This is a genomic window from Arthrobacter stackebrandtii (assembly GCF_017876675.1).
Lineage (GTDB): Bacteria > Actinomycetota > Actinomycetes > Actinomycetales > Micrococcaceae > Specibacter > Specibacter stackebrandtii.
Window position 1 is genome coordinate 1,348,105 of sequence record NZ_JAGIOI010000001.1, and the last position, 21,558, is coordinate 1,369,662.

Sequence of the window (21,558 nt, forward strand, 5' to 3'; positions counted from 1 at the left end):
GGAGCCCCTCGCAGGGACGGTGTTGGTGTTATCCGTTTGCAGCCTGTTTGAAGGCCTCGTCGACACTGGCCTTTCCGGTCAGTGCGAGCTGGATTGCGGTGTATATGGTGGTGGCCGCCTTGGGCCACCCTTCACCAAGCTGGCCCGTGCGCGACCGCGCGTTTGCCACCTGTTCGGTGAAAGACTCCATGGTCGGCATCTCGGCGTTGAATTCCTTCGCCAATTCAGGTTTCGTGGGAACCGTGTACCGCTGCGTTGCCAGCGACATTTGCGTGCTGTCCCTCGTGAAGCAGGTGATGAACTCCGCTGCCTTGGCCTGCTTTTCCTTGTTGCCGGTCTGGGGAACGGTCCACACTTCGCCTCCCAGCGGAGCGATTGGTGTCTGGCCCTCCTTGTTGACGGGCACTTGGACGGAGCCCCACTCCAACGACGGGTCTTCAGAAAGGGCAGGGATCTGCCACGGCCCGTTGACCATCATTGCTGCCTTGCCGGCCATGAACTGGTCCTTTACGTCGCCCTGACCCCAGTTGATGACGCTCTTGGAGGCGGACCCGCTGTCAACCAGGTCCTTCCAAAGCTGCAGTGCCTCCTTGTTTTCCGGGGAATCCAACTTGGCTTCATCGCCGCCGTTGGTCCACATGAACGGCAGGAACTGCCACGAGCCTTCATAGGTTGCAATGGCCGAGAACGCGACACCGTACTGAGAACCCTTTGTCAGCGCCTTTGCCGTGCTCTTCAGCTCATCCCACGTCGCAGGCGGCTGCAGGCCGGCATCAGCCAACAACTTCTTGTTGTAGAAAATGCCCAGCGTGTTGGCGGTCGGGGCCAGTCCGTAGACCTTGCCCTCATAGGTTCCGGCTTCGAGCATGCCCTTGGCAAAACCTGCCGTGTCAACGTCAAAGTCCTCAAGGGGTGCGAGTCCGCCGGTGGCGGCAATCTCCTGCAAATCCGGATTGTCAAGCATCAAAATGTCAGGGAGGGTCTTGGATGAGGACTTCTGCAAGACCTTCTGGATGAGGTCCTTGCCTGGTACCGCCTCGCGTTCGATGGTGACACCAATTTCCGAGGCGCAGCTTTCAATTTCGGTCTTGATTGCCTTGTTGTCCGGCTCGTTGTTGTAGTAGTCCATCAGCGTCAGCTTCGTGGCGTCACCACTGCCGCTGTTGCCTCCGCCACCGCCGCATGCGGTAAAGACGAACGGGATCAGGGCGGCCATGGCCAAGGCCTTGGTCAAGCGTTTCTTGTTGGGGTTTTTCACGTTGGCTCCTTTGCTCATTGTGTTCATGCGGTGCTGCCGAATCAGCATGGGACGATTCGATCCAGCAGTGGAAACTGTCCGAATCGGCGTGCCGCAGCTGACGGGCGGAGAATAGTAAAGCGCTTTACTGTTGCTTGTGAAATAGATCATGCCGTGATGGATGGTCGACTGTCAAGCATTATTTAAGCGCTTTACTTTTGGCATCCAGTAAGCCAGTATGTGAATAAACTAGGTGAGATGCCTTGAGATGCGACCACGGGGAGGAGTGTCATGGCAACGATGCAGGATGTCGCCAACTTGGCGAATGTGTCATTGGCGACCGTGTCCTTCACCATCAACAATTCAAAGCCGGTCTCCCCGAAGACCCGGGCCAAGGTGGAAGCGGCCATGAAGGATCTTGGCTACCGTCGCAATGCCGTGGGCAGCGCCCTTGCCCGGGGAAGAACCCACGTGTTGGCGCTTCTGTACCCGGCCCTGCAGCACCGCTTTTCACCCACGTCGGTCCGGTTCTTTACCAGCGCCGCCGACCAGGCCCGGCTGCGCGGCTACAACCTGGTGCTGTGGCCCATGAGCAACGACGCCGAGGCGGTCTCCGAATTGACATCGTCCGGGCTGGTCGACGGAGTCGTGCTGATGGAAGTGCAGCTGGATGACCCGCGCGTGGCTGAACTTTCGGGAAGCACTGTCCCTTTTGCGCTCATTGGCCGAACCCGGGACACCGCGGGAATTCCCTTCGTTGATGTCGACTTCGAATCAACGGTGGAGAAGGCCATCGACCGCTTCATCCAACTCGGCCACACAGACCTGGTCCTGGTGGACGGCGGCATTGGCAACCAGCTGCTCGGCGGTTACGGCCCGGTGGCAAGGACAAGAAAGGTTTTTGGGGAAGTCACGGCGCAGCGCGGGTTGTCCGGCGCCATCATGAGCGGTGTCCACTCCTCGGCGGGCGGCCGAGAACTGGCTAAGGAATTCGTCGCCTCGCATCCCGAAACGACGGGCGTGCTGATGATGAATGAACAGGCGGGCCCGGGTTTTGTGGCCGGCCTCCAACAAGCTGGGTACCGTTTGCCACAAGATGTTTCGGTGGTGGCCATTGCATCATCGCTGGACATCGTCAGCATGTCTGAGCCTGAGATGGCGGTTTACATTTCCCCCGCAGATGAACTGGGCCGCCTGGGCGTTGACACCCTCATTGACCGGTTGGACAAACTAAGCGACACCCTGCCGCAGCTGCTGATCGAATGCTCGTACTCTTCAGGAGCAACCATGGGCACTGCACCCAAGCGAAAGAAATAGCCCAGGGGAGCCAGCCCCGGCGGCGGGCGGGCCGACAGCCCAGGGCGAGTGTCCGGCGTCGTGCCTGGCAGGGAAAGTGCCCTGCGAAAGAGGCACAGCCTGGGGGCTACTTCCCGGTGCCGAGCATTTCCTCGACGGCAGCACAGGCACCCAGTTCATGCTCCGACAGCGGCGGGGTGTCGCAGGCAACGCGGCGCAGAAGCGTGCGGAACAGCTCTCGCTCGGCCGCGTCCAGGGCGCCCAGGACGACATCCTCTGCCCCGGCGACACTGCGCTGAAGTTCCGCGAGCATGGCCAAGCCGGTGGCAGTTGCCACCACAATGCGGGCGCGGCGGTCGGCGGGATTGAGCTGGCGCTCCACGAGGCCGGCCTTGACGAAGTCGTCCACCAGGTAGGTCATCACGGTGCGGTCAATCCCCAGGTGCTGCGCAAGCGCCAGCTGGTTGGGGAGCTCGCCGCTGGCAACAGCAACCAGGACCTGGTAGCCCCGGGCACCGTGCGGGAACTCACCCATGGCCATGGTCGAGGCATTCTGGTAATTGCGCACCAGGACGCCCAGCGTCCAGCCAAAATCCTCTTGCGGGCTGGTCCGGGGCTGTGCGGTGGCTGCAGTGTTGCTCATGACATCCATCATAACGGAGACCTGCGCTTTACAACAGATCATATTCTAGTAAGATGATCTGTAGAACAACACACATTGTGGCGATGCCACCGGCGGCGCTGCAGACAAGAGGAGCATTTCGTGGAACTTGGCGTATACGGCTTTGGCGATGTCCACCGGGACCCCGTCACGGGTGCAGCGGTCAGCAGCCAGCAGCGCATGGCCGACCTCCTGGAGCGTGCCCGGCTGGCCGATGAAGTCGGCCTGGACTACTTCGGCGTCGGGGAGCACCACCGCGCGGATTTTGCCGTGTCGTCAATCGTCCCCGTGCTTGCCGCCGCGGCCGCCCAAACGAAAAACATCAAGGTCGGATCCGCCGTCACGGTGCTGAGCACGGAGGATCCCGTCCGCGTGTACCAGCAGTTCGCCACCTTGGACCTGCTCTCCGGCGGCCGCGCCGAACTGACGGCCGGCCGCGGCTCCTTCATCGAGTCATACCCGCTCTTCGGTGCCGACCTCAACGACTACGAAGCCCTCTACGAAGAGAAGATCGCCCTGCTGCTGGCCCTCAACGAGGCAGGTCGCAAAGAGGAATCCATCACGTGGAGCGGCAAGTTCCGCCCAGCCCTGGACGATGCCACCATCTACCCGCGCCCCGTGGACAACAACCTGGACATCTGGATCGCCACCGGCGGCACCCCCGCATCGTCGGCCAGGGCCGCGCGCCTGGGCACCAACGTCATATACGCACTGCTGGGCGGGTCGGTCAACAGCTTCGCCCGCCATGCACAGCTGTTCCGGGCCGAAGCCGCCCAAGCCGGACACGACGCCGGCGCACTCAAGGTGGGGGTCAGCGCCGTCGGACTTGTTGCAAAGGACGGCGCGGCGGACACCTTCTACCCCTACTACCGCCACCTCATGGACGGCATTTCCCGCGAGCGCGGATTCTCCGCCCCGAACCGCATAAGCTACGACATGCAGGCGGCACCCAGCGGCGGAATTTACGTCGGCACGCCGGAGCAGGTGGCCGAAAAGATCCTGCTGACGCGCGAACACATGGGCCACGACCGCCACATCCTGCAAATGGACCTGGCGTCGGTGCCGCAAAAGGACGTCCTGAAATCCATCGAACTGCTCGGCACCGAGGTCAAGCCCCTCATCGACGCCGAACTCGCACAGAAGGCCGCAGCATGAGCATCCAGACCCTGAAGCAGCACGACCCCGCCACCACCACAATCGGCATCCTCGGCGCCGGGAAGGTCGGCACCGGCGTGGCCCGCCAGGCCATCAAGGCCGGCTACCGCGTGCTGATCGCGGCCTCCGGAGACCCGAAAGACATCTCGCTGATCATTTCCGTCATGGCGCCCGGCGCCGTCGCGGTCAGCGCGGCGGAGGCCATGGCCGCCGCGGACCTGGTGGTGCTGTCCGTGCCGCTGCACAAGTTCCGCACGCTGGATCCGGCAGGCCTGGCCGGCAAGCATGTCCTGGACACCATGAACTACTGGCGCGACACGAACGGCGACATGCCCGAGCTGGAGGCCGCGCCGTCAAGCTCCGAGATGGTGCACGCACACATCCCCGGCGCCCGGCTGGCCAAGTCACTGAACCACATCGGCTACCACGAGCTCGAGCTGGACGCCCGGCCCGCCGGCGCACCGGACCGCCGCGCCCTGGCCGTCACCTCCGACGACGGGCAGACGCGCGACCTGGTGCTCGGCTTCGTGGAGCACCTCGGTTTTGACGCTGTCGACGGCGGATCCCTCGCCGGGGGCGCCGCGTTCGAACCGGGGACGCCGATCTTCACCGGCTCCTACGACCGGCCCGGGCTGCAGGCGGAACTGCTGGCCCACGCAGCCGGCGCCACCGGCGAAGGGCGGGAGCTGGCACCGGCGCACTAACCCGTACCGGGAGCCACGCACGCCCCACCCCAATTTCGACAACGCAGTTGATGGACCGATTCCGCCATTTTTGGTCCAACAACTGCGTTGTCGATTTTTGGAGCGGATGCGTCCGGCGACGTCAGCCCTTCGTCACCACCGCGCTGACGGGCGTGGCGTTGCTGAACAGGTCCTGCACGGGGCACCGGGCCTCAACAAACCGCCCCAGCTCCTCATAGCTCTCCTGTGATTCCGGGCCGGAAATTCGCACTGCCAGGCGGATGTCGCTGAATCCCGGCCGGACCGACTCATCAATCCCGAACAGTCCCCGCACGTCCAGGTCACCCTCGGCATCCACCTGGATGTCGTCCACCTGAATCCCCAGCAGTTCCGCGTAGAGCCGGTACACCACTACCTGGCAGGCAATGATGGCCCCGAGCGCGTATTCCACGGGGCTCGCGGCCGTGTCGTCGCCGGCCAGCGCGGCGGGCTCATCCACCGTGAATTGGTGCTTGCCGGCGCTGATCCTCGTGGCCACCGAGCCCACCCCCACGCCCGCGGCCTTGTACGTCAGCTGCGCGCTTCCCGGGTTTGCGGCAATCCGCCGGCTCCACGCCGTGCCCGCCTCGAGCAGCCGCGCCGAACGCTGTGCCGCATCGTCAACAAGTGCTGTTTCAGTCATGATGTTCCTTCGGTTTTTGCGGGCGCCGTTCACCCCGCCATACTTACGCCGCAGCGGTTGCCGGGCGTCGAATCCTCACCTGGGGCACCCCACTATGGTGTGGAGGGTTGCCGCCCAGCCGGCCAGGGCCTGTGGCTGGAACTCTTGATTCTGCCCACCAGTCTGCCCGAGCAGCTGTGCCGGCCCCAAGGCCGCCGTCACATGCAGCAACATTCCATGCACGACGCCGGCACTCGCCTCCCCGCCGCCCGACGCCCCGGATGTGGGAGACGCACGCCACGCCCGTCCTGCGCCATCCGCGAAGCAACTTAAGATGGATCCATGAGCGCAACACTTGTGGCCAAGGACCTTTCCGGCGGCCACGCCCACCGCACCCTTTTCTCCAACCTCTCCTTCACGGTTGCACCCGGCGACGTGATCGGAGTGGTCGGTGCCAACGGTGCCGGCAAGTCAACACTTTTGAGCCTTCTGGCCGGAGCCGCCACACCTCAGGGCGGCACCGTGAGCACGGCGCCCCAGGATGCGTTTGTCGGCTGGCTGCCACAGGAGCATGAGCGGGTCGAGGGCGAGTCCATCGCCGCCTACATTGGCCGCCGCACCGGCTGCACCCAGGCCACCGTTGACATGGAGTCCTCAGCCGAGGCGCTGGGGTCCGGCAACTCCGCGGACGACGACCGCTACGCCGCAGCCCTGGACCACTGGCTGGCTTGTGGTGCCGCCGACCTCGATGAACGCATCCCCGCAACACTGGCAGAGTTGGGCCTTGACCTGAGCCCGGACGCGTCCATGACCGGGCTCTCCGGCGGGCAGGCCGCCCGGGTGGCGCTGGCCGCGCTCCTGCTGAGCCGCTTCGACGTCGTGCTTCTGGACGAACCCACCAACGATCTTGACCTGGCCGGGCTGGCTCGGCTGGAGGAATTCGTGAAGGGGTTGCGCGGCGGCGTCGTGCTGGTCTCGCACGACCGCGAGTTCCTGGCCCGCACCATCACCTCCGTCGTGGAGCTGGACCTGGCGCAGAACAAGGTGGCCGTGTACGACGGCGGCTACGACTCCTTCCTGGAGGAGCGTGCCATTGCCAAGCGCCATGCCCGCGAGGCCTACGACGAGTTCGCCGAGAAGAAGGCCGACCTCGTGGGGCGGGCCCGGGTGCAGCGCGAATGGAGCTCGCAGGGCGTGCGCAACGCCATGAAGAAGGCTCCCGACAATGACAAGATCCGCCGCAAGGCCAGCAGCGAGTCCTCCGAAAAGCAGGCACAGAAAGTGCGGCAGATGGAGTCCCGGATTGCGCGCCTCGACGAGGTGGAGGAGCCGCGCAAGGAGTGGGCGCTGCAGTTCAGCATCGGCGCCGCACCGCGCTCCAGCACCGTGGTTTCAACTCTCAACGCGGCCGTCGTGCGGCAGGGCGACTTCACGCTGGGCCCGGTCTCGGCGCAGGTCAACGCCGGGGAGCGGATCGGCATCACGGGCCCCAACGGCGCCGGCAAGTCCACGCTGCTGAAGCTGCTGCTGGGCCGCATCTCCCCGGACGACGGCGTTGCCTCCCTGGGTGCCAACGTCGCCGTCGGGGAGGTGGACCAGGCGCGCAGCCAGTTCCCGGAAGGCACGCCGCTCGGCGACGCCTTCGAGGGGCTGGTGCCGGAAATGAACCAGGGCGAGGTCCGCACACTGCTGGCCAAGTTCGGGCTCAAAGCCAACCAGGTCCTGAGCCCCGTGGGCGCCCTCTCCCCCGGCGAACGCACCCGCGCGTCGCTGGCGCTGCTGCAAGCGCGCGGCGTCAACGTGCTGGTCCTTGACGAGCCCACCAACCACCTCGACCTGCCGGCGATTGAGCAGCTCGAGGAAGCACTCGAGAGCTACGAAGGCACGCTGCTGCTGGTCACGCACGACCGCAGGCTTCTGGAGAATGTTAGTCTGGACACCAGATGGAGCCTGTCCAGAGGTCAGCTGACGGAGCTGTAGCTGCACCGGTTGCAGGGCACCTGCACCGAGGACGTGGCAAAGCGGCGAGGGTAGGGGAAATTTCCCCTACCCTCGCCGCTTTGCCACGTCGTCAGCGCAAGCAGCCCGGCAATGCATTAGCTCAACTAACGAATCTTCACCTTTTGACTTAAGTTCTCTAAAATGTTGCAATGGGTAACAGCTTTGCTGCTCTTTTTGGATCCGCAGCGAAGCCGCTTAATCGAATCTTGGTGCACACGCACCCCACCAGGTTCCGGACAGCACCGCAGGCGTGAGGCCGCGGGTGCACATGTTCCGTATGAACCGCGGGCGGCCATCCGCCTGTTTTGGCCGCAGCCATATCTGCCGCCGCGCACTGTTTGCTTGTTTCGCACCGTGCGCCTTGTAGCTCTGTCACGGATGCACCGTCCCACGGTCCGTTCGCTTGTTCCAGCAGGGCTGTGGATTCGAAGCGTCGCACACAGGCGGCACACATGATCCAAGTGATGAGGAGAACAGCATGACATTGCGAGTCGGAATCATTGGTGCGGGCCCCAGCGGCATGGCACAGTTGCGTGCCTTTGAATCAGCACGCCAGAACGGCGCGGACATCCCCGAGATCATGTGCTTTGAAAAGCAGTCCGACTGGGGCGGCCAGTGGAACAGCAACTGGCGCACGGGCCTGGACGAGCACGGCGAGCCCGTCCACTCCAGCATGTACCGCCACCTGTGGTCCAACGGCCCCAAGGAATGCCTGGAATTCACCGACTACTCCTTCGACGAGCACTTCGGCCGCCCCATCTCCTCCTTCCCGCCGCGCGAAGTCCTCTTTGACTACATCAAGGGCCGCGCCGAGAAGTCCGACGTGCGCAAGTACGTCCAGTTCAACACCGTGGCACGCCACACCGCGTACAACGAAGACACCCAGGAGTTCACCCTGACGGTGGAAGACTTGGCCACCGGCACCACCACCGACCACATCTTCGACAAGTTGGTCGTTTCAACCGGCCACTTCTCCACCCCCGCAGTCCCTGAATTCAAGGGCATCAACAGCTTCCCCGGCGAGGTCCTGCACGCCCACGACTTCCGCGGCGCAGAGCGCTTTGGCGGCAAGAACCTGCTCATGATCGGCAGCAGCTACTCCGCTGAAGACATCGGCATGCAGGCCCACAAGATGGGCGCCCGCTCCATCACCTTCAGCTACCGCAGCGCCCCCATGGGCTTCGACTGGCCCGAAAACACCGTGGAGCGCCCGCTCGTCACGCACTTCGAGGGCAGCACCGCGCACTTCTCCGACGGCACCCAGGGCGAGTTTGACGCCGTCGTGCTGTGCACCGGATACCAGCACAAGTACCCGTTCCTGCCCAGCGAGATGAGCCTGAAGTCGCGCAACGTGCTCTACCCGGGCAACCTCTACAAGGGTGTGGTGTGGCAGCAGAACACCAACCTGTTCTACCTCGGCGCGCAGGACCAGTACTACACGTTCAACATGTTTGATGCGCAGGCCTGGTTTGTCCGCGACGTCATGACCGGTGCGATCGAGCTGCCCTCACTGGAGGAGCGCGACGCCGACATCCAGCTGTGGCTGGAGCGCCAGGCCGCGCTGCCGGACCACAATGCGGAGGCGGATTTCCAGTCGGACTACCTGCGCGAGCTGATCGCGGCCACGGACTACCCGCCGTTCGACCTGGACGCCGTGTCGCAGCTGTTCAAGGACTGGATGGGCCACAAGGAGACCGACATCCTCGGCTACCGCGACATGGTGCACCGCTCAGTCGTCACCGGCACCATGGCCACCAGGCACCACACCCGCTGGCTCAACGCCATGGATGATTCGCTGGAGCGCTACCTCAACGGCCCGTCGCAGGACGTTGACACCGGCACGCTAGCCGCGCTGACCGGCGAAGGCAAGGTCTCCAGCAACTAACCTCCCCCTCGACGCTGTCGCAGCAATGGCTGCTTTTTTCGGGACGCTATCGCAGTTGGTGCGATAGCGTCCCTGTTTAATGCGTCATTGCTGCGATGGCGTTGTTCTGTTGCGCAGGCGCGGGTGCATGCAGCCGGGTATTGACACAGTGCAGAATGAGGCGCATTCTAAAAACATAACTATTGTTTTTAGATGGAGGAGTCATGGCAACGCACTCAATTCCCGCAGCTTCCACGGGTTGGACCTCCCACGCACTGGCGCGCGCGAAGGCCGATCCCACCTACGGCGCGTTCCTGCTGCTGTGGATCGGCTTCATCGCCATCCCGCTGATCATGGGCCTGGACAAGTTCTTCAACGTCCTGACCACATGGGAGAACTACCTGGCCCCCTGGATCGAGAACATCTCCCCGTTCAGCGCCCACGGCACCATGGTCGTGATCGGCATTGTGGAGGTCGTGGCGGCCGTCCTCATGGCTCTGCGCCCCCGCTACGCCGCCTGGGTTGTCTCGATCTGGCTGCTGGGCATCGTGGTCAACCTGCTCACATACTCCGGCTTCTACGACGTGGCCCTGCGCGACTTCGGCCTCATGGTCGCAGCCGTGGCGCTTGGCCTGCTGGCCCGGACGTACACGAAACCCGGCATCCGCAAGGGCGGCATGAAGTAGCCCTCGATCCCAAACTTGAGCTGACGGCGCACCGGAGCCCGCGCCGCCAGCTCATTTCATTGCCCCATCACGACGCCGGACACACGCCCCACGCGTCCGGCCCACCGACGCCGTCGCACCAATGGCCGACTTCCTGCCGGGCCAATCGCGGCAGTTGCGACAGCGTCTGTCATTTTCCAGCCATTGCTGCGACGGCGTCCATCACTTTCCGGCCATTGGTGCGACAGCGTCGGGTGCGGCAGGGGCGTCGGGGGCGGCGGGCGCGGGCGCGGGTGTCAGCCGGGGCATCAATCCGGGGTGTCCGTGGGGGCCAGGTACCGGATCTCCGGCACAGTGGACACGCCGGCGCAGAAGGCCGTCGCGGCAGCCAGCTGCGGGCTCTCCCCCTCAAGCCGGATAACCAGCTTCTGCGCCGTCACAGGCTCGAACACGTGGATCCGCTGCGATCCCACCGTGCCGGCGTCCACCACCAGGTCCCCAGATTCCGTAAAGACCTTGTGTCCGGAAATGCGTTGCCCGCCGGTCAGCACTTCTTCAATCCGGAGGTGGTCAAAGGTGACCGGCGCACCAAAATCAGCCACCCACTCCCCCTCACCCACAGCGGAGAGTGAGGCGGCAAGCGGCGCCGCGAAACGGCGTCGCATTTCACCGGAAAATTCGGCCAGCCGCGCCAGGTCCTCCGCCGGAATCAGCCCGCGCGTGTCCGGCGGCAGGTTCAGCAGCAGGTTCGCGCCCAGGCCGATGGAGCGGTAGTAAATGGCGAGGAGGTGGTCGAGGTCCTTGGGGGCGTCGTCGGGGTGCCAGAACCAGCCGCGGCGGAGGGAGACGTCGCACTCGGGCGGCAGATACAGCGCCTCGGTGAGCGCGGAGGAGTCGACTGTGTAGTTGGAAAACTCGGTTTCGGAGACGACGTAGCGGACGGGGTCGGCGGCCAGCCCGTCCTCGTTGCCGACCCAGCGGATGGTTGGGGCGCCCATGTTGAAGACCATGGCGCCCGGCTGCAGCTCGTCAATGAGCGCCGCAATCCTGTCCCAGGCATACTCGCGGCCCTGTGATCCGGCCCCGTCAAACCACAGCTCAGCGAGCTCGCCGTAGTTGCTGCAGAGCTCGCGCAGTTGGGCCAGGTAGAACTCGTCGTAGGCGTCCGGCTCCGGGTAGCTGGGGGCGTTGCGGTCCCACGAGGAGAGGTACAGTCCCAGCTTCATGCCGTGCTTCCGGCAGGCGGCGGCCACTTCCGCAACAACGTCGCCGGAGCCGCCTCGCCAGGGCGAGGATGCCACCGAGTAGTCAGTGGTGGCGGTGGGCCAGAGGCAGAATCCGTCGTGGTGCTTGGCCGTCAGGACAACGTATTTCGCGCCGAGGGACGCCGCGGTGCGCACCCACTGCCCGGCGTCGAGCTCCGTGGGGTTGAAGGAGTCCGCGGGCAGCGTGCCGTCGCTCCATTCCTTGCCGTGGAAGGTGTTCAGGCCGAAGTGGAAGAACACGCCCAGGGCGTCGCGCTGCCAGGCCAATTGCGCCGGGTTGGGGAGAACTGAATGCATGACGCAAGCCTTTCACACGATTGCCGACAATCCTGCGTTCCGTTAACGCCGAATGGTGCGCCACTTCTGGAGTGGCGCACCATTCGCCCGTAACCACACGCAGAAACCTGATCGCGGGCAGTGGGGGTCGAAAATCAGGGCAGGGGCTGGCGGCCTACAGGCCTGCGTAGGAGTGCAGGCCGGAGAAGTACACGTTGACAATGGTGAAGTTGAAGACCACGCAGAGGTAGCCCACAATCGACAGCCAGGCGGCGCGCGTGCCCGTCCAGCCCTTGGTGGCGCGGGCGTGCAGGTAGCCGGCGTAGACAACCCAGATCACAAACGTCCACACTTCCTTGGTGTCCCAGCCCCAGAAGCGGCCCCACGCCTTCTCGGCCCAGATGGCGCCGAACATGAGGGTCAGGGTCCAGCCCACGAAGGCGATGCCGTTGATGCGGTAGGACAGGTTTTCCAGGCTCAGCGCGTTCGGCACCAGGCGCATGACGGGGGCCTTGTCCGGCTTGCCCAAGGCAATGGAAGCCTCGCGCCGGGCCTGGAACAGCTGCAGCACGGACATGGCAAAGGTGATGGTGAAGAACGCGGACGACAGCACGGCAATGGACACGTGGATGATCAGCCAGTAGCTCTGCAGCGCCGGCACCAGGTGCCCAACGGGCGTCCAGAAGGACACGTGTGCGGCCACAATCATGACCAGCACCAGGCCGATGACAAAGGTGCCAAGGAAGCGCAGGTCGCGCCGCGTGAGCACCAGCAGGAAAACCACGGCCACGGCGAAGGAGCCGGTGGTGCAGAATTCGTACATGTTGCCCCACGGCACGCGCCCAGCCGCAAGCCCGCGCAGGACTACGGCAATGCCCTGTACGACGGCGGCCACGACAGTAAGTGCGACGGCCACCCTGGCCACCACCCGCTTCTGGTTGCCGTAGCGCATGGAGTCGCCGGCCGTGATGCCGTCGGACCCCTCGTGGGTCTTGGAGCTGGGGCGCACGCCGCGGTCCTTGGGCCCGGCCCCCAGGTCCTGCCCGGCAGCGCTGCGGGCGCCGACGCCGGCGAGCACGGCACTGCCTTCGGCGGCACCGCCCTGCTGTGCCGCCTCCGGTGCGGTGGCCAGGCCCTTCTTGACGGCGCTGCTGAACGTCACCAGGTCCCAGACGTAGGCGCAAACGGCCACGGCATAGGCCATGCCGGCCACCAGCATGAGCTGTTCACTGAGTAGTGCAAAGCCTTCATTGATCTCTGGCATTACTGGTCCTTACTTGCCGCGGTGACGCCCGGTGCGGAGTCGGTGGTTGATGTTTGTTCCCCATTTTGCCCCTCGGCCTGCATTGGCACCAGCCACTTCTCGTGCAGTGCCTTGTTGATGGCCGCGTACTCGCCGGCGAGCCGGTGGTCTTCACCGCGGGCCAGCAGGCCGAATTCCACCATGGTGCGCCCGTCCGGATGGTTTCCAGTGCGGATCCAGACACGGCGGCGGTTCAGGAAGAGGGAGGCCATGAGCCCGGCCAGGGCCAGGAGCGAGAAGACCAGGACCATGCCCTGGCCCGGATCGTGCCTGATGTCGAGGGCGGCGAAGCGCTTGATGCCGTCGAAGCTGATGGAGCCGTTGTTGCCCGGCAGCGTGTAGCTCTGGCCCGGTGCCAGCACGATGCCGCCGGCCTCCACGTTGCGGGAGTTGATTTCCTTCATGCCCGACGTGTCCAAGGTGTAGACGTTGCGGGGCACCCCGTTGTCCAGGCCAAGGTCGCCCGTGTAGGCGTTCAGGTTGAGCTGGGGGTTGAAGGGGTCGGGGTCGGAGCCGAAGGCCACTCCCTTGTCGTCAACCAGGGCCGTGGGCAGGAAGAAGCCCACGAAGCCCAGCTGGTTGGGCTTGGCGTCGGGGGCCTTGATGACCATGAGCGAGGTGTAGGCGCCGTCGGTGGGGATGGTGATGACGGGGCCCTGGAAGGCAACGTTGCCCTCGCCGTCCTTGACCGTGACCATGGGCGCGTAGCCGTTGCCCACGAGGTACAGGTTGGTGCCGCCGATGGACACGGGCTCGTTGACCTTCAGCGTCTTGGTCTTGGCTTCGCCGCCGGGCCCGTCCTTGACGGTCAGGGTGGCGTTGAAGTCCAGCGGCTGCCCGTAATGGGATTCCGTGGAGCGGTCGTACTTGACCACCAGGCGGTCCAGGGTGGCGGAGTAGGGGCTGAGCCGGTCGTCGGAAAAGTTGGCGCCCGGGGTGAAGGTGTCGTAGCTGGTCAGGGTGTTCACGAAGGTGTCCCCTTCCACGAGCACCTTCTGCCCGCTGTAGCCAAACAGCCCGCTGAAGGCGACGGCGGCCAGGACGCCGATCATGGCCGTGTGGAACAGCAGGTTCCCGACCTCCTTCATGAATCCGATCTCGGCGCCGACGGAGGGCCGGTCCGTGTCGAGGTCGCGGATGTCCACGCGGTAGTGGCGGGCCTTCAGAATGGCGGCGGCGTCCCTGACCGCGGTTTCAGCATCGATGCCGCTGCCCGCAGGGATGGTGACGGTGCCGTATTCGGCGAGCCGCGAGAGGCGTTTGGGTGTGCGAGGCGGCGCCGAGCGCATGGCCTTCCAGTGGATCTTGGCGCGTGGCAGCACACAGCCGATCAGGGAGGTGAACAGCAGCAGGTAGATGGCCGCAAACCAGGGCGAGGAGTAGACGTCAAAGAGCTTGAACCAGTCCATGATGGGCCCCGAGGTGGGGTTGTCCTTCAGGTACTGGGTCACCTCCGACGGCGCGGAAGGCCGCTGCGGGAACAGGGATCCGGGCACGGCGGCCACGGCCAGCAGGAGCAGCAGGAGCAGCGCGGTGCGCATGCTGGTTAGCTGCCGCCAGGCCCACCGGACCATGCCCGTGATGCCCAGCGCCGGCACCGCAATGTCGCCGCCGCCCTTGGGCGCTTTGCCCGCAACCTTGGGCTCCGCGCCCTTGGGTTCTTCCACCACTGTCTCTTTCATTAGATTGGCAATCTCACGTCATTTAGGAACCACGTCTGCAGCTCATTGATCCAGGTTCCCCACAGGCCCGAAACCATCAACAGGCCCAGCACGATCAGCATGCCGCCGCCAAAGTACTGCAGTCCTCGGCGGTGCTTGCGGAAGAAGGCCAGGGCCCCCATTCCGCGGCGTACACCGAGGGCGATGAACAGGAACGGCAGCCCCAGGCCCAGGCAGTACAGGAATGTCAGGAACGCACCCTTGGCCGCCGAGGATTCATCGAAGTACGACAGTGCCAGAACCGCGCTGAGCGTGGGGCCGATGCACGGCGCCCAGCCCAAACCAAAGGTTACGCCCAAAATGGGTGCGCCCCACAGTCCGGCCGGGGGCTTGGCATGGATCTTGGCCTCGCCCTGGAACCAGCTGAACCCGCCCAGGAACACGACGCCCATGATGATCACGACGACGCCGAGCACCTGGGTGACCCAGGCGGCGTCGGGTCCCATGAGCCAGGCGCCCAGCTGGCCGAACATGGCGCCGATCAGCACAAACACCACGGAGAAGCCGAGCACAAACAGCCCAATGCCGGCAAACATTCGCCCGCGCTTCTGGTTTTCCAGGTCGGCGCCGGTCAGGCCGCTGACGTAGCCCAGGTAGCCGGGCACGAGCGGAAGCACGCAGGGGGAAAGAAACGAGACCAGCCCCGCCAGCACGGCAACTGGCATGGCGAGGAGCATGGATCCGTTGAAGATGATCTCCGCGAAGGGATTGTTCGTCATGGAGGCAGGCGCCGCTAGCTCTCGGCCAGCGCTGAGGTGATGAGGGCCTTCAAGGTGCCCTTTTCGGCCACGCCCAGGACGCGTGCGGAGACGCGGCCCTTCTTGTCCAGCACCAAGGTGGTGGGGACGGACGACGGCGGCACGTACTTGGTCATGGCCAGCAGCACCCCGCCGTCCTTGTCCACGACGCTGGGGTAGCCGAGCTCGAAGGTGCGCTCGAACGCCTCGGCGGTGGCCTTCTCGTCGCGCACGTTCACGCCGAGGAACTCGACGCCGTCGGCCTTGAACTCGGTGTAGAGGGCCTGCAGGTCGGGGGCCTCGATGCGGCAGGGCGCGCATGCCGCGTACCAAAAGTTCAGCACGGCCACCTTGCCGCGGTAGTCCGCCGCGTTCACGGTTGCACCGTCAAACAACGTCCCGGTGAAATCCACGGGGTCCTTGCGGTCGGCGGCGCCGTATTCGCTGACGGAGCCGTCTCCGGCGATGTAGTTCTTGTTGTCGCCGGCATTGGCCTGCTTCGCCAGGGGGTCCTCGCTGGTGCAGGCGGCCAGGGCCACAGTCAGCGCGGCCCCTCCGGCAGCAAAAAGTGCCCTACGGCTCATCAAAGAAGTCACGACGCAATTCTTTCATTTCACGGTTAAGCCATTGCACAGTCGCAGAGGTGGCATTTTGCTCTACAGTACGTCGAAAAGCTGACTGCCAGCTGTGTGTCAGGCCCCGGGTGTGGTGGCCGCGCCCGGGAGCAGGACGGCGGCAGGCTCGCTATAGGCCACGTCCACAATGTCCTCGCCGTCGAACGTCAACGACGTCAGCGAGGCGAGGGTGCATTCCCGGTTGCGGGGGTCGTGCCACAGCCGCTTGCCCTCGGCGCTGCGCCGGGTGGCCCAGATGGGCAGCTGGTGGCTGACCATGACGGCCTGCGCCCCGTCGCCGCCAATTTCGAAGGCTCGACGGCGGGCGTCCCGTGCCGCTTCCAACATGCGTTCCGCCTGAGCCGAGTAGGCCTCGCCCCAGGAAGGGCGCAAGGGGTTGATGAAATAGGGCCAGTGCTTGGGCTTGAGCAATTCTGCCTTGCTCATGACCAGGCCCTCAAAGTGGTTCTCCGCCTCGATGATGCGGGGGTCGGTCACAATTTCCAGGCCCAGAGCCTTGGCCGTGGGCTGGGCGGTTTCCTGCGCGCGGGTGAGAGGCGAGGCAACCAGGTAGACCGGTGCACCGCCGTCGTCCTTCAGCGCGGCAAAGTGCTCCGCCACCATGTCCGCCATGGCGCGCCCGCGCTCGGAAAGGTGGAATTCGGGGAGCCGGCCGTAGAGGACGCCATCGGGGTTGAAAACCTCGCCGTGGCGCAGAAGGTGCACAGTTACTCGGGACATGTTCCCAAGTTTCTCAAAGTTGTTGAACAAGGGGTTAATCCGGACCCGCGAAAAGTTTTTTGAACTCCCGGGAATATTAGATGCAAACGCATGCTTATATCCCGTGAAGGGTTGCTGCACAGGCGATCCTGCAGCTTTGTCACAACTTTCAAGGAGAAGCACATGTCAGCAACAACCATTGAATCCACCGGCCTCGCACAGGGCACCTGGACCCTCGACGCCTCACACAGCACCGTGGGCTTCACCGTCCGCCACGCAGGAATCTCCAAGGTCCGCGGCCAGTTCACCGATGTCGCCGGCGAACTGACACTGGGCGAGACCCTGGCCGACGCCGCCGTGACCGCCACCATCCAGGCTGCCAGCTTCAGCTCGGGCGACGCAGGCCGCGACGGCCACGTCAAGAGTGCCGACTTCTTCGACGTCGAAACCTTCACCACTCTTTCCTTCGCCTCCTCCGCCGTGACCGGCGACGAGGAAGACTTTGAACTGACCGGAGAACTGACTATCCGCGGCATCTCCAAGACCGTCACGTTCAAGGGCGAGTTCAACGGCGTGGCAGTTGACCCCTTCGGCGCCACCCGCGCAGGCTTCGAGGCCAAGACGGTCATCAGCCGCAAGGAATTCGGCCTGACCTGGAACGCAGCACTGGAAGCCGGCGGCGTGCTGGTCTCCGACAAGGTCACCATCACCCTTGACGTTGCCTTTGTGAAGGCCGCATAACCCAGGCCTGCCCACCCTCCGAACCCGGGCACGGCCCGGGGTTTAAGAGGGCTTTAATGCCGGTCCGCTACCATGGCGGACCGGCATTTTCGTGTCCTCGGACGGTGGCCTGCGTCGTTTCTCACAGGACGCTCCCACTACTTTTCGGTGACACGGCACCACTCGACGACTAGGGTTCACACCATGAGCACACCGAATGAGACACCACTTCCCGAACAGGGTGCCGGACAGCCGGCCACGCCTCCCCCACCCGGCTTTGGTTCCCAGCCGGATCCGTCCGTGCCAGGCGGGCAGCCTGCACCGCCCCCGGGCTACCAGCAGCCGGCCCCACAGGCGGGCTACCAGCAGCCTGTCCCCCCGCCCTACCAGGGGCAGCCCTACCCGGGCCAGCCGTACCAGCAGCCGGGGTACCAGCAACAGCCGCCGCCTCCCTACCAGGGCCAGCAGCCGCCGTCGTACCCGGGGCAGCCCGGCTACCAGCAGCAGCCCCCGTACCAGCAGCAGCCGGCCGGCGACTTCTCCGTGGGGATGCCGAAGGACATGCCCAAGTCGTTCCAGGACGTCATGCCGGCCGGCGGGCTGGGCGGGCTCTTCCGCACCGACGGGCTGCCGCAGCTGCTGAAGGTTTCCTACTTCCTGTGGCTGGCGACTGCCGCACTGTGGCTCTTCTTCACATTCTTCGGCTTCATCGGCTCGCTGTTCATGCTGGGCTCGCGCTACTGGCGGGGCGATGCCGTCATGGGCATCATCACCTCGATCATTGCCGCGGCGCTGATTGCCGCAGTTGTTGTGTGCGCCATGAAGCTCAAGGAAGGCAAGCAGTGGGCGCGGATGGCGTTGTCGGCCATTGTGCTGATCGGCTTTGTGCTGATGGCACTGGGCTCCAACGGCGGCAGCCTGCTCGGCGTGGCGGCCGCGGTGCTGATGTGGCTGCCCGAGTCCACGGCGTGGCTCAACGCCCGGGCCAAGGGCCAGGCCTGACGGACCGCTGGCTGTCCCGGCCGGCTGCCCGAACATGTTGCATGGTCGGGTAGTTGGCGCGGGCGGGGTCGCGTAGGGTTTATAGCAAACCCGACGCGGCCCCTTCCCTTTTTAATGCAGCCGCCGACGGCACAGCAGCCCGGGCGGAGCAGCCGCCGGGACCACGGCACGCAAGTGAAAGAGCAGCCATCATGAGCACCCCCGGCGAACAGCCCCAAGAGCGCCCCGCTTCCCGCCCCGGAAGCTATGGCGAGATTGCCCCCGGCGTCCCCCGGTATGGCCAGTACGCCCCGGAAGGCTGGCAGCCGCCGCAGCCGGAGACCCGCGACGCGTCGGGACAGCTGCCCCCGGCCGCCTCCTACCCCGGCTTCAAGGGCGCCCCGCAGGGACCCGACGGCGGCCTGCCGGGTCCGGCGGACCAGCACTTGGCCCCGCCGTCCAAGGTGCTGCTGGCATCGCGGCTGATCCTGGCCGCCGGCATCATGCAGGCGGTCTCCGTGGTGGCGCTGCTGGTGGTGCTGTTTGTTCCGACCATCAAGGCCTCTGTCGTTGACGTGCTGCGCAGCGCCTTCGCGTCCAGCCCCGAGCTGGCAGCCATGTATTCCGACCCCACCATGATGGACACCGTCCTGTTCCTGGCGTTTGTCCTGAGCATCGCCATGACGGCCTGCTACTTCTGGATCTCACGGAATGTGCGCAAGGGGGCCGGCTGGGCCCGCACCACCTCGCTGGTCCTGGCGGCAATTTCCCTGCTGTTCCTGATCCCGCCCAATCCCGTGACCGTCGTCCAGGTGCTGCTGGGGATCATTGCGGTGTACCTGATGTTCCAGGCCCCGGCCGCGGAATTCTTCCGCGCCCGCAAGGACGCCCGGGACGCGCTGAAGCGCTGACGCGCTGACGCCCGCGCGGGGGGCCACTGCCTTCAGGTGCCGCCTACGCGCCCGGGCGGTCCCGCTCCAGGCCCGGCTCCTGCAGCCGCTGCGCGTGGTAGGCCAGGATCTGCAGCTCAGTGGCCATGTCTACCTTGCGCAAGTTGACGTGCTCCGGCACGCTCAGGGCCACGGGGGCAAAGCTGAGGATGCTGTGCACGCCGGCTTCGACCACGCGGTCGCACACTGACTGGGCCACCTGGGCCGGCAGTGCCAGCACCACCATGTTGGCGCGTGTGGATTCCAGCACGGACTCCAGGTTGGCCACGTCGCTGACGCGCAGCCAGCCGATCTCCGTGCCAATAACCATCTGGTCGGCGTCGAGCAGGGCCACCACGTCAAAGCCGCGGGATTCAAATCCGGCGTAGCGGGCCAGGGCTCGGCCCAGGTTTCCGGCACCGACAATGGCAACCCGCCATTCGTGGGTGAGGCCGAGGGCCTGCGCAATCTGCCGGCTCAGGTTGGCCACGTCGTAGCCCACGCCGCGGGTGCCGTAGGAGCCAAGGTGGGAGAGGTCCTTGCGGACGTTGGCGGATCCCACGCCGGCAGATTCGGCCAGGGCGTCCGAGGAGACGTTTTCCACGCCGTCGGCCAGCAGCGCGTTGAGCGTGCGCAGGTACAGGGTCAGGCGCGACACGGTGGCAGGCGGCAGCTGCCTGGCCTGGCCGGCTGGCCGGTCTTCCGGGGTCTGCGCTGGGATCACGGTGTCACTCCACAATTGAAAATGTCAGGCCCAAGCCACTGCCGCACTTCGCAGCGCAGGCAGCATGGAAGCCTGATTCAACTGTAGGACCTGCCCCGCCCCCTGCCAAAAGCTGCGGTTATCCCCCGGTCATGGCGCGACGCAGAACGCTCTCGAGCCGAACAGGATCGATGTGCCAGAAGTCGCGCTGCACGCCGTCGACCAGGACCACCGGGATTTCCTCGCCGAACCGCGCGGTCAGCTCCGCGTCGCCGTCGATTTTCTTCTCTGTCCACGGCAGCCCGAGGTCCCCGGCCACCTTGCCCACCGCGGTGCGGGCGTCGTCGCACAGGTGGCAGCTGGTCTTGGTGATCAATTCCAGCACGGGAACGGTGGCATTGGCAGAGGTGTCCATGCCTACAACCGTACTCAATGCCGGTGGGCCCCGGCACCCGGGTGAAACTTTGCCCACAGTTAATCCCGCGGGCAGGCGGACGCATGAAGGATTGACTAGACTCGTTCCATGCCCGACGTGATCATCAACAGTGCCGAGGCCGCCTCGACCGTTGCACCGCGTCAGGGCGAGGCCGCTTTCTTTGACGTGGACAACACCATGATGAAGGGCGCCAGCCTGTTCCACGTGGCCCGGAAAATGTACCAGAAACGCGCCTTCACGCTGCGTGACGCCGCGGGTTTCGCCTGGAAGCAGGCCAAGTTCATCCTGCGCGGCGAGAACATGTCGGACGTGCACTCCGTGCAGGACTCCGCCCAAAAACTGGCCGCCGGCATCACCGCCGAGTTTGTCCACCAGCTCGGCGAGGAAGTCTACGACGAGATGATCGTCTCCAAGATCTGGCCAGGCACGCGCGCCCTCGCCGAGGAGCACCTGAAGTCCGGCCGGCAGGTGTGGCTGGTGACGGCGACGCCGGTGGAGGTGGCCTCCGTCATTGCCGAGCGCCTGAACCTGACGGGCGCCCTGGGCACCGTGGCGGAGATTGAGGACGGCGTCTACACGGGCCGCATCGTCGGCGAGATCCTGCACGGGCCCGCCAAGGGGCACGCGGTCCGTAAACTTGCCGAGGCTGAGGGCCTGGACCTGGCCGTGTGCTGGGCGTACAGCGACTCCTACAACGACATCCCGCTGCTCACCGCCGTGGGCAACCCCGTGGCCATCAACCCCGACGCCAAGCTGCGCAGGCACGCACGCGAGAACAACTGGCCCATCTACGACTACCGCTCGGGCCGCCGCGCCGCCACCCTGGGGCTCAAGGCCGCCACGGGTGCCGGCGTGGTGTATGGGCTCTGGAAGGGCATCGCCATGGTGCGCAAGCGCTGACCGCAGCGCAGGGCACCGGGGAGGGTCCGC

At 65.2% G+C, this 21,558-nt stretch carries 21 protein-coding genes and 1 riboswitch; of the genes, 10 read left to right on the forward strand and 11 right to left on the reverse strand.

Annotated elements, in window-relative coordinates; genetic code table 11:
- Positions 1 to 28: 28 nt before the first annotated feature.
- The gene (locus JOF48_RS05595) at positions 29 to 1,258 is read right to left on the reverse strand and encodes a sugar ABC transporter substrate-binding protein (RefSeq protein WP_209678251.1); all 1,230 of its coding nucleotides are present in this window, start codon (positions 1,256 to 1,258) and stop codon (positions 29 to 31) included.
- Positions 1,259 to 1,528: 270 nt separating this feature from the next.
- Between JOF48_RS05595 and JOF48_RS05600 the strand changes: the two genes are divergently transcribed.
- Entirely contained in the window at positions 1,529 to 2,554 is a 1,026-nt protein-coding gene (locus tag JOF48_RS05600) for a LacI family DNA-binding transcriptional regulator (protein ID WP_209678253.1), read from the forward strand.
- Between the two features lie 106 nt (positions 2,555 to 2,660).
- On the opposite strand, the gene JOF48_RS05605 is transcribed toward JOF48_RS05600, so the two are convergent.
- On the reverse strand, positions 2,661 to 3,176 hold the full coding sequence (locus JOF48_RS05605) for a MarR family winged helix-turn-helix transcriptional regulator (protein ID WP_209678255.1): 516 nt from the start codon (positions 3,174 to 3,176) through the stop codon (positions 2,661 to 2,663).
- A gap of 120 nt (positions 3,177 to 3,296) precedes the next feature.
- Here JOF48_RS05605 and JOF48_RS05610 point away from each other — a divergent pair, with 120 nt between their 5' ends.
- Together JOF48_RS05610 and JOF48_RS05615 are read left to right on the forward strand one after the other, a co-directional pair.
- Positions 3,297 to 4,349 carry an LLM class flavin-dependent oxidoreductase gene (locus JOF48_RS05610; RefSeq protein WP_209678258.1) on the forward strand — a complete coding sequence of 351 codons (1,053 nt, stop codon included), beginning with the start codon at positions 3,297 to 3,299 and terminating at the stop codon, positions 4,347 to 4,349.
- Positions 4,346 to 5,053, forward strand: a complete 708-nt coding sequence (locus tag JOF48_RS05615; protein WP_209678260.1) for an NADPH-dependent F420 reductase — start codon at positions 4,346 to 4,348, stop codon at positions 5,051 to 5,053. The genes JOF48_RS05610 and JOF48_RS05615 overlap by 4 nt, the downstream gene beginning before the upstream one ends.
- 121 nt (positions 5,054 to 5,174) lie before the next feature.
- On the opposite strand, the gene JOF48_RS05620 is transcribed toward JOF48_RS05615, so the two are convergent.
- Positions 5,175 to 5,714, reverse strand: coding sequence for an OsmC family protein (locus tag JOF48_RS05620; RefSeq protein ID WP_209678261.1), 540 nt, complete (start codon positions 5,712 to 5,714; stop codon positions 5,175 to 5,177).
- A 34-nt stretch (positions 5,715 to 5,748) separates the two neighbouring features.
- Positions 5,749 to 5,864: riboswitch (SAM riboswitch) on the reverse strand.
- Positions 5,865 to 6,035: 171 nt separating this feature from the next.
- Between JOF48_RS05620 and JOF48_RS05625 the strand changes: the two genes are divergently transcribed.
- From JOF48_RS05625 to JOF48_RS05635, 3 genes are all read left to right on the forward strand, one after another.
- Entirely contained in the window at positions 6,036 to 7,673 is a 1,638-nt protein-coding gene (locus JOF48_RS05625; RefSeq protein WP_209678262.1) for an ABC-F family ATP-binding cassette domain-containing protein, read from the forward strand.
- A gap of 499 nt (positions 7,674 to 8,172) precedes the next feature.
- A complete protein-coding gene (locus JOF48_RS05630) occupies positions 8,173 to 9,579 on the forward strand; it encodes an FAD-dependent oxidoreductase (protein WP_209678264.1) in 1,407 nt (468 codons plus the stop codon).
- A gap of 203 nt (positions 9,580 to 9,782) precedes the next feature.
- The gene (locus JOF48_RS05635; protein WP_245346417.1) at positions 9,783 to 10,244 is read left to right on the forward strand and encodes a hypothetical protein; all 462 of its coding nucleotides are present in this window, start codon (positions 9,783 to 9,785) and stop codon (positions 10,242 to 10,244) included.
- Positions 10,245 to 10,531: 287 nt separating this feature from the next.
- On the opposite strand, the gene JOF48_RS05640 is transcribed toward JOF48_RS05635, so the two are convergent.
- From JOF48_RS05640 to JOF48_RS05665, 6 genes are all read right to left on the reverse strand, one after another.
- Positions 10,532 to 11,785 carry an alpha-L-fucosidase gene (locus JOF48_RS05640; protein ID WP_209678265.1) on the reverse strand — a complete coding sequence of 418 codons (1,254 nt, stop codon included), beginning with the start codon at positions 11,783 to 11,785 and terminating at the stop codon, positions 10,532 to 10,534.
- A gap of 154 nt (positions 11,786 to 11,939) precedes the next feature.
- Positions 11,940 to 13,028 (reverse strand): c-type cytochrome biogenesis protein CcsB, encoded by a 1,089-nt coding sequence (gene ccsB / locus JOF48_RS05645; RefSeq protein ID WP_209678266.1) that lies wholly within the window; start codon positions 13,026 to 13,028, stop codon positions 11,940 to 11,942.
- Complete coding sequence (gene resB, locus JOF48_RS05650; RefSeq protein WP_209678267.1) at positions 13,028 to 14,749, reverse strand: cytochrome c biogenesis protein ResB; 1,722 nt, start codon at positions 14,747 to 14,749, stop codon at positions 13,028 to 13,030. Before resB ends, ccsB begins: the two co-directional genes overlap by 1 nt.
- Complete coding sequence (locus tag JOF48_RS05655) at positions 14,749 to 15,507, reverse strand: cytochrome c biogenesis CcdA family protein (protein WP_209678268.1); 759 nt, start codon at positions 15,505 to 15,507, stop codon at positions 14,749 to 14,751. Before JOF48_RS05655 ends, resB begins: the two co-directional genes overlap by 1 nt.
- A gap of 14 nt (positions 15,508 to 15,521) precedes the next feature.
- Positions 15,522 to 16,109 carry a TlpA family protein disulfide reductase gene (locus JOF48_RS05660; RefSeq protein ID WP_209684190.1) on the reverse strand — a complete coding sequence of 196 codons (588 nt, stop codon included), beginning with the start codon at positions 16,107 to 16,109 and terminating at the stop codon, positions 15,522 to 15,524.
- Positions 16,110 to 16,217: 108 nt separating this feature from the next.
- On the reverse strand, positions 16,218 to 16,880 hold the full coding sequence (locus JOF48_RS05665) for a histidine phosphatase family protein (RefSeq protein ID WP_209678269.1): 663 nt from the start codon (positions 16,878 to 16,880) through the stop codon (positions 16,218 to 16,220).
- A 162-nt stretch (positions 16,881 to 17,042) separates the two neighbouring features.
- On the opposite strand from JOF48_RS05665, the gene JOF48_RS05670 reads away from it, so the two are divergent.
- The 3 genes from JOF48_RS05670 to JOF48_RS05680 all read left to right on the forward strand — a co-directional run bounded on the left by JOF48_RS05670 (position 17,043) and on the right by JOF48_RS05680 (position 19,471).
- Entirely contained in the window at positions 17,043 to 17,600 is a 558-nt protein-coding gene (locus JOF48_RS05670; protein WP_209678270.1) for a YceI family protein, read from the forward strand.
- Positions 17,601 to 17,783: 183 nt separating this feature from the next.
- Entirely contained in the window at positions 17,784 to 18,581 is a 798-nt protein-coding gene (locus JOF48_RS05675; RefSeq protein WP_209678272.1) for a hypothetical protein, read from the forward strand.
- Positions 18,582 to 18,772: 191 nt separating this feature from the next.
- Positions 18,773 to 19,471 carry a hypothetical protein gene (locus tag JOF48_RS05680; RefSeq protein ID WP_209678274.1) on the forward strand — a complete coding sequence of 233 codons (699 nt, stop codon included), beginning with the start codon at positions 18,773 to 18,775 and terminating at the stop codon, positions 19,469 to 19,471.
- 43 nt (positions 19,472 to 19,514) lie between these two features.
- Here the strand turns inward: JOF48_RS05680 and JOF48_RS05685 are convergent, their stop codons facing one another.
- The gene (locus JOF48_RS05685) at positions 19,515 to 20,213 is read right to left on the reverse strand and encodes a redox-sensing transcriptional repressor Rex (protein WP_342591165.1); all 699 of its coding nucleotides are present in this window, start codon (positions 20,211 to 20,213) and stop codon (positions 19,515 to 19,517) included.
- Between the two features lie 118 nt (positions 20,214 to 20,331).
- The gene (locus tag JOF48_RS05690; protein WP_209678280.1) at positions 20,332 to 20,607 is read right to left on the reverse strand and encodes a glutaredoxin family protein; all 276 of its coding nucleotides are present in this window, start codon (positions 20,605 to 20,607) and stop codon (positions 20,332 to 20,334) included.
- A gap of 108 nt (positions 20,608 to 20,715) precedes the next feature.
- On the opposite strand from JOF48_RS05690, the gene JOF48_RS05695 reads away from it, so the two are divergent.
- Positions 20,716 to 21,528 carry an HAD family hydrolase gene (locus JOF48_RS05695; RefSeq protein WP_209678282.1) on the forward strand — a complete coding sequence of 271 codons (813 nt, stop codon included), beginning with the start codon at positions 20,716 to 20,718 and terminating at the stop codon, positions 21,526 to 21,528.
- The last annotated feature ends 30 nt before the right edge of the window (positions 21,529 to 21,558 follow it).

Coding starts and splice junctions, on each gene's coding strand:
- JOF48_RS05600 (WP_209678253.1), top strand. CDS start 1,529: ATGGCAACGATGCAGGATGTCGCCAACTTGGCGAATGTGTCATTGGCG.
- JOF48_RS05605 (WP_209678255.1), bottom strand. CDS start 3,176: ATGAGCAACACTGCAGCCACCGCACAGCCCCGGACCAGCCCGCAAGAG.
- JOF48_RS05615 (WP_209678260.1), top strand. CDS start 4,346: ATGAGCATCCAGACCCTGAAGCAGCACGACCCCGCCACCACCACAATC.
- JOF48_RS05620 (WP_209678261.1), bottom strand. CDS start 5,714: ATGACTGAAACAGCACTTGTTGACGATGCGGCACAGCGTTCGGCGCGG.
- JOF48_RS05625 (WP_209678262.1), top strand. CDS start 6,036: ATGAGCGCAACACTTGTGGCCAAGGACCTTTCCGGCGGCCACGCCCAC.
- JOF48_RS05630 (WP_209678264.1), top strand. CDS start 8,173: ATGACATTGCGAGTCGGAATCATTGGTGCGGGCCCCAGCGGCATGGCA.
- JOF48_RS05635 (WP_245346417.1), top strand. CDS start 9,783: ATGGCAACGCACTCAATTCCCGCAGCTTCCACGGGTTGGACCTCCCAC.
- JOF48_RS05640 (WP_209678265.1), bottom strand. CDS start 11,785: ATGCATTCAGTTCTCCCCAACCCGGCGCAATTGGCCTGGCAGCGCGAC.
- ccsB (WP_209678266.1), bottom strand. CDS start 13,028: ATGCCAGAGATCAATGAAGGCTTTGCACTACTCAGTGAACAGCTCATG.
- resB (WP_209678267.1), bottom strand. CDS start 14,749: ATGAAAGAGACAGTGGTGGAAGAACCCAAGGGCGCGGAGCCCAAGGTT.
- JOF48_RS05655 (WP_209678268.1), bottom strand. CDS start 15,507: ATGACGAACAATCCCTTCGCGGAGATCATCTTCAACGGATCCATGCTC.
- JOF48_RS05660 (WP_209684190.1), bottom strand. CDS start 16,109: ATGAGCCGTAGGGCACTTTTTGCTGCCGGAGGGGCCGCGCTGACTGTG.
- JOF48_RS05665 (WP_209678269.1), bottom strand. CDS start 16,880: ATGTCCCGAGTAACTGTGCACCTTCTGCGCCACGGCGAGGTTTTCAAC.
- JOF48_RS05670 (WP_209678270.1), top strand. CDS start 17,043: ATGTCAGCAACAACCATTGAATCCACCGGCCTCGCACAGGGCACCTGG.
- JOF48_RS05675 (WP_209678272.1), top strand. CDS start 17,784: ATGAGCACACCGAATGAGACACCACTTCCCGAACAGGGTGCCGGACAG.
- JOF48_RS05680 (WP_209678274.1), top strand. CDS start 18,773: ATGAGCACCCCCGGCGAACAGCCCCAAGAGCGCCCCGCTTCCCGCCCC.
- JOF48_RS05690 (WP_209678280.1), bottom strand. CDS start 20,607: ATGGACACCTCTGCCAATGCCACCGTTCCCGTGCTGGAATTGATCACC.
- JOF48_RS05695 (WP_209678282.1), top strand. CDS start 20,716: ATGCCCGACGTGATCATCAACAGTGCCGAGGCCGCCTCGACCGTTGCA.